The sequence below is a fragment of the Paenibacillus solanacearum genome (genome assembly GCF_910593845.1).
Lineage (GTDB): Bacteria > Bacillota > Bacilli > Paenibacillales > NBRC-103111 > Paenibacillus_G > Paenibacillus_G solanacearum.
Map to the genome: position 1 here is coordinate 1 of NZ_CAJVAS010000024.1, position 13,030 is coordinate 13,030.

General features: G+C 55.7%; 9 protein-coding genes. 4 read left to right on the forward strand and 5 right to left on the reverse strand.

Features of this window, described 5'->3' with window-relative positions:
* Positions 1-330: 330 nt before the first annotated feature.
* Both KXG62_RS21770 and KXG62_RS21775 read right to left on the reverse strand, forming a co-directional pair.
* Entirely contained in the window at positions 331-1,086 is a 756-nt protein-coding gene (locus KXG62_RS21770) for a class I SAM-dependent methyltransferase (protein WP_218094128.1), read from the reverse strand.
* Positions 1,087-1,169: 83 nt separating this feature from the next.
* The gene (locus KXG62_RS21775; protein ID WP_218094129.1) at positions 1,170-1,544 is read right to left on the reverse strand and encodes a VOC family protein; all 375 of its coding nucleotides are present in this window, start codon (positions 1,542-1,544) and stop codon (positions 1,170-1,172) included.
* A 208-nt stretch (positions 1,545-1,752) separates the two neighbouring features.
* Here KXG62_RS21775 and KXG62_RS21780 point away from each other — a divergent pair, with 208 nt between their 5' ends.
* On the forward strand, positions 1,753-3,297 hold the full coding sequence (locus KXG62_RS21780) for an SIR2 family protein (protein WP_218094130.1): 1,545 nt from the start codon (positions 1,753-1,755) through the stop codon (positions 3,295-3,297).
* Between the two features lie 188 nt (positions 3,298-3,485).
* On the opposite strand, the gene KXG62_RS21785 is transcribed toward KXG62_RS21780, so the two are convergent.
* A complete protein-coding gene (locus KXG62_RS21785) occupies positions 3,486-4,253 on the reverse strand; it encodes an ArsR/SmtB family transcription factor (RefSeq protein ID WP_218094131.1) in 768 nt (255 codons plus the stop codon).
* A 191-nt stretch (positions 4,254-4,444) separates the two neighbouring features.
* On the opposite strand from KXG62_RS21785, the gene KXG62_RS21790 reads away from it, so the two are divergent.
* The 3 genes from KXG62_RS21790 to KXG62_RS21800 all read left to right on the forward strand — a co-directional run bounded on the left by KXG62_RS21790 (position 4,445) and on the right by KXG62_RS21800 (position 10,921).
* Positions 4,445-5,008, forward strand: a complete 564-nt coding sequence (locus KXG62_RS21790; RefSeq protein WP_218094132.1) for an NADPH-dependent FMN reductase — start codon at positions 4,445-4,447, stop codon at positions 5,006-5,008.
* 217 nt (positions 5,009-5,225) lie between these two features.
* A complete protein-coding gene (locus tag KXG62_RS21795) occupies positions 5,226-8,378 on the forward strand; it encodes a hybrid sensor histidine kinase/response regulator (protein WP_246627574.1) in 3,153 nt (1,050 codons plus the stop codon).
* Between the two features lie 221 nt (positions 8,379-8,599).
* Positions 8,600-10,921 carry a putative bifunctional diguanylate cyclase/phosphodiesterase gene (locus KXG62_RS21800; RefSeq protein ID WP_218094133.1) on the forward strand — a complete coding sequence of 774 codons (2,322 nt, stop codon included), beginning with the start codon at positions 8,600-8,602 and terminating at the stop codon, positions 10,919-10,921.
* A 122-nt stretch (positions 10,922-11,043) separates the two neighbouring features.
* On the opposite strand, the gene KXG62_RS21805 is transcribed toward KXG62_RS21800, so the two are convergent.
* Both KXG62_RS21805 and ptsP read right to left on the reverse strand, forming a co-directional pair.
* Positions 11,044-11,307, reverse strand: a complete 264-nt coding sequence (locus KXG62_RS21805) for an HPr family phosphocarrier protein (RefSeq protein ID WP_218094134.1) — start codon at positions 11,305-11,307, stop codon at positions 11,044-11,046.
* The gene (ptsP, locus tag KXG62_RS21810) at positions 11,307-13,025 is read right to left on the reverse strand and encodes a phosphoenolpyruvate--protein phosphotransferase (RefSeq protein WP_218094135.1); all 1,719 of its coding nucleotides are present in this window, start codon (positions 13,023-13,025) and stop codon (positions 11,307-11,309) included. Before ptsP ends, KXG62_RS21805 begins: the two co-directional genes overlap by 1 nt.
* Positions 13,026-13,030: the final 5 nt, after the last annotated feature.

Here is a 13,030-nt window from a genome sequence, read left to right on the forward strand (position 1 = left end):
ATTCACTTTATGTTACGGCCTGACCGGTTGCTCGCCCCGTCTCTGACGGGTACTTTTGTCGATGCGCTTCTGCGCACAGATTTCTCCGTACGCAGGCATCCTAGCTACACGGGGGCTTGGCTCCTCCCGTGACCGGACTTTCACCGGCTAGAAGATGCGTGCTTGGCTGGGCACGCTGAAATGAAAAAAGGTTTTTGCCAGCACCGGCAAAAACCCCCAGAAAGTTCGTACAAAATGTTCCATTACAGCTCTTTATGCGACTGCCATTTGTTGCTGTCCGGCGGCCAACAGTTCATGCTTGTGTTCCACGAGGAACAAGCTGATTGCCTGCTAAACCTCGCCCCAGAACACCTCGGTTTCATAGTCGAAAAACACTTGACCATCCTGCTGATTGCGATCAAAGATGTGCCGCAATTCGCTGATCATCGGCTCATGCTTCGGATGCCCGGGCGGAGGGCTGTAGGAAGACGACAGCAGCCGCCCGCGCAATCCCTCAAAGTCGAACGCTTGCTGCTGGGCGAATCGGGCCTCTTGCATCGTCCCCGGTTTGAAGAAAGCGGCCAAAATGTCCGGCGAAATGTTTTTATGGTTCACTTCTTTATAATCAGTGCCGAACGTGTGCAGCAGTTGGTCATACGACTCCCGAAACGGAGTGCCGTGCGTCAGCCGTGAATTCCACAGCAGGACGACCTTACCGCCAGGCTGCAAGATCCGCGCGAACTCCGCTTGCGCGGCGCTTCTGTCGAACCAGTGGAACGCTTGCGCGCAGACGATGAACGATACGGATTGGTCCGGCAGTCCCGTCGCCTCGGCCGCCCCCGCCACAGCGCGAAAGTTCGGGTCCCCTCCCAGCGCGTGCACCGCCGCTTCCCGCATCTCAAGGTTCGGCTCAACGGCAATCACGCGGCTTCCCCGCTCCAGCAGCAGTTTGGAGTAAATGCCCGTTCCCGCTCCGATATCGGCCACTTCCTTACCGCCCCGAAGTCCAACCTGATCGTACAAATAATCGAGCGCTTCCTTCGGGTAGCTCGGGCGGTACTTCACATAGGAATCCACCCGGTCCGAAAATCGTTGTTTGTTGTTCATTCACGTCCACACTCCCTCAATAAATTAGGCGATTCGGTTGCAATCGGGCAGGAAGGCCTGCACCTGCTTTCAGACCGTGCGGGTTACAGCCATTCAAGAAACTCCAGCCGGTTCCCGAACGGATCGTTCAAATAAAACCGTTTCACTCCCTCGTCGGCCCGCGCATCGTCATCCGTTACTTCCAAGCCCTGTTCCAGCAAACGGCCGCGTAGCGCGTCGATATGGTGCACATGAAACGCCGGATGCGCCTTGGTCGCCGGGACAAAGCCATGCTGCACGCCGATATGCACTTGATGCGCGCCGCACCAAAACCAAACGCCTCCGCGGCTTCGCAGCGGTTCGGGCTTCGGTATTTCGCTCCAGCCCAAGACGCCGGTATAGAACGCTCTTGCCTCCGACTCGCACCCAACTGGCGCAGCCAATTGAACGTGGTCAAGGCCCGCATAGCGAAATGTCATATCGACTCCTCCTTTGATTTAGTTTCATTAGATGAAAATTAGTTTCATTATATAAATCCATTTTACAGCAAGTTCCATACAATATCCAGCACAAATTACATTTCTTTTCTTCTGTACCTGAGCAGGTTTCGCTCTTCTTCTATTTCCATATTCAGACTATAATGGAATAGAGGTTGTCTTTCGATTTTATAGCCGGGGGTGCGTCGCAATGGCAAGGGCAAAAATCGCATTGTTTTTCGGGGCTGGCGCCGAGATCGGTTACGGGCTGCCCTCGGGAGGAACGTTTGCGCTGGATCTGTTCAGAACACCCGTGGAGGACGACAAAGCCGAGTTTCGAAAGCAGCTTGAACATATCAGCAATACTTCCCACTACGCTGCAAAATGGCTGCCGAACAACTATTTGAAAAAACGCATTCATGTGTTTGGAAAAGCGGACTTCGAGGGAATCGTTACATCGAGCTTGGAGTATCGACGCGAAGAAATGTTAACGTACCTGGAAAACTTTGATGAAAATGTACATAGGCTTTTAAAATATTGGTCGTTAGACGAAGAGGAAGTTAGAACGAAGTATAAAGAGGAAATGGGATTCGATATCGGCGATTTCTCCTACGGACAAGCGGTGAAGCTCAACAATCGATTGGCTGAGAACGTACGGCTGTTCGACTCTGATTTTTTCTCCGCTATGCTCAAATTATTGGAGACACAGGAAAGCAGGATGCTGCAGCGGATCCTTCGCGCCATTCTTGAATTGCTTATCGGAGCTTGCGGGCAACGGCTCATTTCTACGCTGAATGAAGAACTGTTCGAGTCGGCCCCCGAGAAACTGTCGGTCTTTGACGATCTATCCGGCATATTCAATCTGGACTACCGGAACGTCGGGCAGACCGGCATGGAAATTGTGCTTGAGGAGAAACCGAACCCGGTCTCATCGCAAAGTACGCTTACGGACATCATGATCGAATTGGGCCGAGTCCTTCTTGAAGATCTGTATTCGAGGGCGATGGATTATCAAGCCCTGATCGACAGTCACTTTCGCTACTTGTATAACCCCCGGGCCCACTGGGCCAAGTTCACCAAAATCAGTATCTTTCTTCATACGGTCAGAAGATATATCAGCACGCAGCACGGTATGGACGCGGACAAGCTGGCGTACGGTCCCGGCTATTATCACGATTTGGAGTCTCTATCGCAGCATGCTTCCATTACCGCGATCGGAACGACGAACTATAACAGCTACGTGGAGCAAGTCCTTGAATCCCGCCCCATCCCACCTATCCCGGTTTACCATCTGAATGGCAGCGTGGACGAACGGTATGATCCGTACTGCAATAGTATATCGACTTCCAACCCGGATGAGCCCCTGACCGACGGCGGGCATCTGGTCGTTCCTTTTATATTTACCCAGAGCGGAGTGAAACCGTTAACTTCCGTCACGATGTCGCGAAAATATGTGGAGCTGTACGATAAGTTCCAACAGTCCGATCTGATCTGCATCATCGGCTATTCGTTCAGCGGCGATGACGGTCATATCAACGGGCTGTTCCGGGCTTTGGCCGCGGAAGGAAAGCGGCTCGTTATTTTTCACTTCGGCAGCGGCAATGAATTATTGTTGAAAAGGGAATATCAGGCCAAGCTCAGGCTATCCCGCCCCGATCATCTGGATGTATTCCTTATTAACGAGCACCGGACAACACAAGAGATATGGTGGTGGGAACGCGCCCTTCAGGAAAGCCTATTGCTGCCTGTAACCTGACGAAAACTCGCCGATAAAACACACCGGAAGAGTAACGAAGCACCTATAGCATACGTACCCTTACGAAGACCAGACCGGCACGAAACCGGTCTGGTTTTTTCGTATGGGCATGCCTGCAGCTGATGCGCCGCTACGCTGCCCCTGCACTGCCGCGCATTGTTCCGCATCCCGCTCCTTCCGCCAGCGCTCTAATTTCCGGACAGCGTGGATCCGGTCTCAAGGAATGTTTTCATCCCGGAAAGGACGATCGGCAGCCCGTTTTCAAGAATTTTCGCGGTGTGGGCCGCCTCTTCGAATTCGTCATGCACGACCGTGACGAGCGTCACACCGGGCAATTCGCCATGCGCCGCAATCTCCCACGTCATTCTTGACGGAGCTTCTCCGGCTGCGTCCGGGAATGCAAGGAACTTCCAGCTCATGGCTAGCTGATGCGGGGGATCGCAAACGAGAATGACGCCTTCGGCTTTTTTCTCCCCTTGCTGATCCCATAATTCGAGCGGAGATCCGATTTCCCAGTCGGAGCGAATCGAACAGTGAAACCAGAACTTCGATGTTTGGGCCGGGTCCGTAATCGCCTGCCATACTTGTTCGGGCGTCGCTTTAATGGCGATGCGGTTGACATGCCGAGGTTTGTTATCCATAGGGATTCCACGCTCCAATTCATTTTTAAGTGATATTAGCTCCATCGCCCAAGGTTCGGCGTACTTGCTTACCCATCGGTCGTATATTTGACGGATCGGCACGGCGTTCAAATAATGCAGCTTTTCCCTGCCGACTTTTCGGGTCGTGATCAGCCCGGCCTCCTCAAGTATATTCAGATGCTTCATCACGCCGAATCTCGACATTTGCAGCGGCGCGCAAAGCTCGTTTAGCGTCTGCCCGTCCGAGGCATGGAGCAGATCCAATAGCGTGCGGCGGCTGGGATCAGCCAATGCTTTGAAGATTTCATTTTCCAATCGGCACACCTCCTTCTTGACGGCATATGAAAAAAACCGCACTTCTCCTTGACACGTTACTAATTGGTAACATATTATAAAGGTGACGTTATAGTCACATGTTATCATAAAAAGGTTTGTTTGTCAGCCGGCGACAACCAGACCGCGACCATGCAGAACCCATCCCACTTCACAATGAAAGGTGATTCGATATGAACATTACATTGATCGCAGGAAGCAACCGCCTGGGGGCGGCGAGCACTTCCCTGCTTCGCTATATGGAGACGCTGTTGAACGACCGTCAGGTGACGGTCGCGCTGATTGATTTGCGGGAGCTGCCGCTGCCGCTCTTTTCCCCGGATATGCCGGAGCTTCCGCCCGATGTCCACCGTTTGCTAGAAGCCGTAACGCTGGCCGACGGTTTGGTCATCGCAACCCCGGAATACCACGGATCGATTTCAGGTGTGTTGAAAAATGCGTTGGATTACATGAATGCCGGTCACGTTGCGGGCAAACCGGTACTGTCGGTCAGCTCCGCAGGCGGCCCTCTGGGGGTCAGCTCGCTGCTGCAGCTGCAGAGCATTGTGCGCAACTTGCACGGAGTGAACTGCCCGGAGTGGATGTCCATCGGAATGGGGTCCGGCCGCTTTGACGCAGAGGGTTGTCCTATAGATGAAGGCATACGCAGCAGGGCTGAAAGCGCGGTCGAGCAGTTGTTGAACCTGACCCGCCTATTGATGGCATCCAAAGCAACCAAAGCAGCTTTTACGGCCTAACGTTGACACATGACCCTGTGGCGTCAAATCCGGGGAGAATAACGCCCGCAAGCCTGCATCGATCAACGCATCGGCGCAGGCTTGCTTGCCGTCTTCTAGCCGGAGCGATCCGCCCGGATGCCCCCCCTTTCCCTTCCTTCATCATTAACAATCTTTATAATTTCCATATATAAATTGGAATAAAGGAATAACGCGATATTTGTCGAAATGTCCTTGTATGATGACAACGACAAATCGAAGCCTCTTGAAATATATAGCGGTCATGCTCGCCTTTCTCAGCCTGCTCCTCGGTCTGCGCTGGGCTTGGTTCGATATGTTCGCCGCGGCCGACCATCCCCGAGCTGTCCGCGGCGTGCTCGACCTGCGCGGCTGGGATTTGCAGAAATCCCCCTCCATCCACCTGGATGGCGAGTGGGACTTCTCTCCGGGCAAGCTCCTCTCCTACCCGGACATCGCATCGGCGGAAGCCGCCTTCCGCCCTATACAAGTACCGGGAAACTGGAGCGGCGCGCTTCCGGAAGACCCGGGCTCCCCGATCGGCTTCGGGACCTACCGGCTGCGCATTTTGATCGACCCGCTCGAACAGCCGGTCTCCTTATGGCTTCAAAATATAGAAGCCGCCTCTCGTGTTGAAATCAACGGAATGTCCGAAGGGGAGATCGGAAGACCCGCCGGAACGGCAAGCGAGTACACCCCCATGAAGATGTCCTTCACATCAACCTACACCGTGAAGGGGCAAGAAACGCTCGAAGTGCTCATCCAAGCCGCGAACTTCGACAACCCGTACCAAGGCGGTATATTACGCTCCATCCGGTTCGGCTCCCAGGCGTCGATCGATTACGTGCGCTGGTACTCCATCGGATTTCAGCTGGTGACGTTTATTCTCTTGCTGCTGCACGGCTTGTACGCCTGCATCCTATACTTGTTCAATCGTCATGAGAAAGCGCTGCTCATCGTCAGTCTGCTGACGCTCACTACCGGCATTGCGGTCATGGCCGGCTATGACAACCTGCTCTTGCTGTGGCTGCCGATCAACTATGCATGGGGGCTCAAGATCAGGCTGCTGGCACTCCTATGGCATTCCTATTTCATTCTGCTGCTCTTCCGTAAATTTGCGGCGCCGCCCGCCAATCACCGTTGGTTTCAATTATTCACCGCGATGAGCGTCGCGTTCTCCGTAGGGCTGACGGCCGCAAGCGCGGCCGCGGTGCACGGCATTGTTGAATACGGCCTGTTCTCCCTGTTTTATTTGGTCCCTTTCGTCTGGTTCGTTTATACCGCTGGAACGATGATATTCGGACGGCAGACCGACGCGGACAACATCTTCTTGCTGTTATCGGCGATAGGCATTATATCGAGCTTGCTATGGAGCTTGTGGAACTCGCATCTGACGGCGACACTGATCTACTACCCCGTGGACATCATGGCCGCCATTATCGGCTTCGCGGCATACTGGTTCAAGAAATATTTCCGGCAAGCCAGGGAAAACGCCCAGCTGACGGAGCAGCTGAAGAGAACCGACAAGCTGAAGGATCAATTTCTCGCCAATACGTCGCACGAGCTTCGAACGCCGCTGCACGGCATGATGAACATTGCGGAAACCGTTATGACCCGCGAGAAGGACAGATTGCATGAGCGCAGCCACAAAGACATGGAGCTGCTCATTACGATCAGCAGGCGCATGTCGCATATGCTCGGCGATCTGCTTGACGTGGCGCGGCTTCAAGAGCACCGCATCGTACTGCGGCAGGAGCCTGTGCATATACAGTCGGTCGCTCCAGGTGTGATCGGCATGCTCGAGTATATGGCGCAAGGCAAGCGGATCGAGCTGCGTATGGATATTGCGGAATCGATGCCCCCGGTGCTGGCCGACGAAAAGAGGCTCGTGCAAATTTTGTACAACCTGCTGCATAACGCACTCAAATATACGGACGAAGGATCGATCTCCGTATTCGCCGAATGGAGCGATGACGAAGCCTTTATCCATGTTGCGGATACCGGGGTCGGCATGGACGAAAGCACGCAGTCGCGCGTGTTTCTCCGTTACGAACAGGGCGCGTACGGCATGAGCAACGGACGAGGCATCGGACTGGGCCTTAGCATTTGCAAGCAGCGGGTAGAGCTGCACGGCGGCACGCTGACCGTTCGCTCGGCACCAGGCCAAGGCTCCGTATTCCGTTTCGGCCTGCCACTCGCCGGCGCATCCAAGCCGGCCGTCGTCCCGCCGTCCCCCGGCCTTGCGGAAGACCGCCCGCCTCCCCATGCCGCAGATGCCTGCCCGGAAGATGCGCTTGCGAATGCGGCAATGCATGAATGGGCGGCCACCGTCGCGGTCCCGCCGCTGCTGCTGGACGCGAAGCTGAATATTCTCGCCGTGGACGACGACCCGGTCAACCTGAATGTACTTGTCGGCATCCTTTCTTCCGAGCCGTACACCATCACCACGGCGAACTCCGCCCGCGATGCGCTCGACTTGCTCGGCACGGGCCAATGGGATCTGCTGATCGCCGACGTCATGATGCCGCACATGTCGGGCTACGAGCTGACCCGCCGCGTCCGCGAGCACTATTCTTTGTCCGAGCTCCCAGTGCTGCTGCTGACGGCGCGAAGCCAGCCCGCCGACATTTATACTGGATTCCAGTCCGGGGCGAGCGATTACGTAACCAAGCCGGTCGACGCAGTAGAATTGAAATACCGCATTCGCGCGCTGATCGGACTGAAGCAATCGATCAATGAAAGATTGCGCATGGAAGCCGCTTACTTGCAGGCGCAAATCCATCCCCATTTTTTGTTCAACACGCTGAATTCCATTATGGCGCTCAGCATAGCCGATCCGGACAAAATGCGGAAGCTCGCCGATGCGTTTGCGTCGTTTTTGCGGATCAGCTTCGATTTCCTCAATACCGGGCAGTTGGTGGAGCTGACGCATGAATTGAAGCTTGCCGAAGCCTACTTATATATCGAAAAGGCGCGTTTCGAGGACAGACTAACGGTCGTATGGGATGTTGAGCCCGGCATTCACCTTCGTCTCCCTCCGCTCTCCATTCAGCCGCTCATCGAGAATGCCGTAAAGCACGGCCTCTTGAGCCAAAATAAAGGCGGGACGGTGCATATCCGGATTGCCGGGGAGAAGGGCTTTACCCGGATCGAGGTCAAAGATAACGGCAAAGGCATCGAACCGGATAAAATCGCGCAGCTGCTCACTCCGACGTTCCGTGGAAAGCGCGGGATCGGCCTTGCCAATACGAATCGTCGATTGATCCAGCTCTATGGCCAAGGCTTGTCGATTGTCAGCAAACCGAATGATGGGACGGTCGTATCGTTCGTTATACCGGATGATACGGTGGCTCCAGCGGCTCCGCAGGATTGAAGCCGGCTGAGATTCGACCGATCGCCGCGCTGCGCTGCACCGATGCGGCAGCGGGGATACATGCGGGCTGACCGCGCTATGCGTCGACACAGCCCGCTGATGCAGACACGCTTGTGCGCGGTACGCCACCTGGCTGCTGCTTTCCGCACCTGCAATGAGCAAAAGCCCACCGCTTCGTTAAACCAACAAGACTCACTACCGTGCAAGGAGAGAACCCGAAGATGGCAACATGGTTACATAGCAAAGGCTTCCTCGCCATAATCGCAGGCACCGTCGGCCTGCAGTATGCAGCATCACTCATTTGGGACAAGCACCCCGTCCTGATTTTGATCGGGGAAACGATCCCTTTCGTGCTGTCCTTCTTCCTTCTCCGGCACGTCGCCGCTGCGCACAGCGCATATTACCGCTGGTTCTGGAACTTGTTGTCACTCGGCAGCGCTTGTTACACGCTGGCCATCGTCTCTTGGATCGCGCTTGATCTGATTTACGGTGTACAGACGCCCATTTTGAGCATCGGTGATATATTCTGGAATTTGCAGAGCATTGCCTATGTGGGCGCGCTCGTCTCCTTGCTCATGCGCGATCGCAGCATCTACCGGAACATCCGCCTTTTGTTCGACACGCTCATCCTCTTCCTCATTGTCGCGGCGGTCAGCTGGAAGTTTGTGATCCGCCCGCGCCTTGCCGATTTGTTCAGCACGACAACCTGGTGGGACGTCGCCATTACCTCCTCGTATCCGTTCGCCGACTTGGCCCTGTTTGTGTGCCTGTTCATGATTTTTTACTCCAATCGCTTCCCGTATCGTAGGCAGGTCTTCCTATGGATCGTTTTGGGATTTGCCGTCTTTATCCTCGGCGATATGTTCTACTTTTCAATGGTCGCCTTAGGCACATACGAGGTCGGCAGCTGGATCGACCTGCTGTACGGCGTGTCTGTACTGCTTTTCGTTTACGCAGGTAGACAAGCCGTTCAAACAAAACCGGAGGAGATCCGAACAGACGAGGATGGTGCCGGCCCCAAATTCAAATACCTGCTGCCTTACAGCGGCTTGATCGTGCTGCTGCTGCTCACGCTGCACCGAGTCCATTGGCGTTCCATCGATGTCATTCTCAGCACTGCTATCGTCACTGTCGTCCTCATCGTCATCCGCCAAGTGACGGTGCTGCTTGAGAACGATACGCTGATGATGCGCCTGCGGCAAGCGCTCCGCCAAGCGGAATATTTGGCGCTCTACGACCCGCTGTCCATGCTGCCGAACCGCCGTTCGTTCGAGCGCCGGACGACGGAAGCGATCACTCGGGCGAGCCGCTTAGGCGGCAATGAACAGGCCTTTGCCGTCCTGTTTTTGGACCTCGACCGGTTTAAATACGTCAATGACAGCTATGGCCACGGCGTCGGGGATGAGCTCATCCAATCGGTTGCCGGCCGGCTGTCCTCGTTCGCGGATAACCGTTTTTTTGCATCGCGGATGGGAGGAGACGAATTTACGATATTGTACGCCGATGTGGCATCGGAGCAAGAACTGCTCGAACTTTCCGGGCGTATCATCGAACAGATCGGCAAGCCGATTCGCATCGGGCAGCTCGAATTCCGAATGGCCGTCAGCATCGGTATATCCATGTACCCGCGAGACGGAACGACCGCTACGTCCCTGCTCAAACATGCGGATATCGCCTTGTATCAGGCCAAAGCGCTTGGCAGAGGACGGGCCGTCTTTTATTCCGAACGGTTAACGCAGGAATTGTCGCAGAAAATTGCGATGGATACGGAACTGCGCCGCGCCTTGGAGCAAGAAGAGCTGCTCCTGTATTACCAGCCCCAGATCGATGCCGTCAGCCAAGAGCTGGTCGGGGTCGAAGCGCTGATCCGTTGGAAGAAGCAGTCTGGCGTCATGGTTTCGCCCGCAGCGTTCATCCCGCTTGCCGAGGAAACCGGCCTGATCGTTCCGATCGGGCGATGGGTCATTCTCAACGCGTGCCGGCAGGCGAAGCAGTGGAAGGATGCGGGGGTACCGTTGTTCCATATGTCGGTCAACGTCTCATTCCGGCAAATCAGCGAGCCGAATTTCGTCTGCAGTGTGGCCGACATCCTGGAAGAGACCGGGCTTCCGCCGGAAGAGCTCGTTCTCGAGATTACCGAGGGAACCGCCATTCAAGACGAGCAGGAGACGCTGCAGAAGCTCCTCGCGCTCAAACAGATGGGCGTGCGTATCTCGATGGACGACTTTGGCACCGGCTACTCGTCCCTTGGCTATTTGAAGCTGTTTCAAGTTGAATTTCTCAAGATTGCGCAAACGTTTATTTATGAAGTTTCCGCCGATCCGGACAAGGCTTCAATCGTCAAAGCGATTCTCGCGATGGCCCGAAGCTTGAAGCTCACCGTGATTGCCGAGGGTGTGGAGACAGAGGAGCAGTACCGCTTCCTGATCGAACATGGCTGTGACTGGATTCAAGGCTATTACTTCCACAAGCCGCTATCGGCGGAAGATATGGGCCGCCTGTTTGCGGAGCAAGCGGTGATTGACTCGGGGCATGCGCGGTAAGGGGAGGCAATGAAATGTACCAGGCTCACAAGGCGGAGGAGCAAATTTCCACGCCAATAATACAAAGAACCCGCGGCATTTCTAAGCTGCCGCGGGTTCTTCCTCATAGTCTATAGCTCCGTCTACTCTTCGTAAATCTTGGTCAGCATCGCGCCGAGCTCCTGCAATGCCTCTTCCTCGCGCTCGCCGTCCACTTCCAGCGTCACTTCGTCGCCCTTGGCCAGGCCCAGGGCGAGCAAGCCGAGCGAGCTTTTGCCGTTCATTTTTTTCGTTCCCTTGATCAGCGTGACCTTGCAAGGGAATTGGGTCGCCGCATGCACGAACAGCTTCGTCGGGCGGGCATGAAACCCAGACGGATGAATAACGGTATACGTCTGCGATAGCATTATAGGTTGCTCCTTTGCTCTACAAATTGTTTGACCTCTTCCTGCGTTCCCATGGCAAGCGCCTGCTCCGACAGCGCCGCCCATTCCGTCTTGGACAGCCGGCTGACCAGCTCGCGTGCAGGCAGTACGGAACCGGCGCTCATGCTGAACTCGTTCAAGCCCATGCCAAGCAGAAGCGGAATCGCCGTCGGGTCTCCTGCCATCTCACCGCACATGCCGGTCCATATGCCCGCCCGATTGGCCGCTTTAATGACCATATCGACGAGCCTCAAGATGGCAGGATGATACGGCTGATACAAATATGCGACCGATTCATTCATCCGGTCCGCGGCCATCGTGTACTGGATCAAATCGTTCGTGCCGATGCTGAAGAAGTCGACTTCCTTCGCCAAATGATCGGCGCCCAGCGCCGCGGCCGGAATCTCGATCATCATGCCTACTTCGATCGAATCGGACACGGGCACGCCTTCCCGCTCCAGCTTCTCGCGCTCCTCTTCCAGCACCCGCTTCGCCTCGCGAAGCTCGCTCAGCACCGCGATCATCGGAAACATGATGTTCAGCCGTCCATGCACGCTCGCCCGCAGCAGCGCCCGCAGCTGGGTACGGAACAGGTCCTCCCGCTTCAAGCACAACCGCAGCGCGCGAAGCCCCAGGAACGGATTGCTTTCCTTGGGCAGCTCCAGATAAGGAAGCTCCTTGTCGCCGCCGATATCCAGCGTACGAATGACGACGCGCTTGCCGTCTAATTTCTCAAGCACATGCTTATACGTCTGATGCTGCTCTTCTTCCGAAGGGAACGAATTTCGCCCCATGTATAAAAACTCCGTGCGGAACAGTCCGACCCCGTCCGCGCCGTTCTCCAGCACCTTCGTCAAATCCTCGATGCTGCCGATATTGGCGGCCAGCTCGAGATGCGCTCCATCCGCCGTAACGGAAGGCTGCTGCGCGAGTCGCTTCAGCTCCGCCCGGCGCTCGTCGTATTGCCGTTTCTTCTCGCGGTACTCCGCCAGCACTTGCTCCGGCGGGTCGACGAACACGCGGCCCTCCGTCGCGTCGAGAATAACCGGCATGCCCTCCGCGATGGAAGCCGGCAGTGTGCCCGCGCCAACGACGGCCGGGAGCTCGAGCGAGCGCGCCATAATCGCGGAGTGCGACGTGCGGCTGCCGATTTCGGTCACGAACCCGCGAATGTAGTTCAGATCGAGCTGCGCAGTATCCGAAGGCGTCAAATCCTCGGCCAGGATGATCGTGTCCTCGGAAATACCGGACAAGGTTGCATACGGCTTGCCGGTCAAATGGCTCATAATCCGCCCGGATACGTCCTTCACATCGGCCGCGCGCTCGCGAACCATCTCGTTGTCGAGCTCCAGCAGCATCTCCACGACGCCCGACGTCACTTCGTACAACGCGTATTCTGCATTCAACCGCTCGCCTGCGATTTTATCGAATACCGCATCGACCAGATCAGGGTCTTCGAGAAGCAGCAGATGTGCTTCGAAAATTTCCGCTTTTTGCGCGCCCAGCTTCTGCTCCGTTAGGCGGCGGATGTTCTCGATCTCGCCTTTCGCCTTCTCGATCGCCTGCCGGAGACGCCCGGCTTCCGCCTCGGCATCGGCTGCGGTCTGCTTTTGCGGCGTATAGGATTGGTTGGCAAACCGGAACGCCTTGGCAATGGCGATTCCGGGGGATGCCGCAACACCGGTTAACGTAGTGGCCATACAGC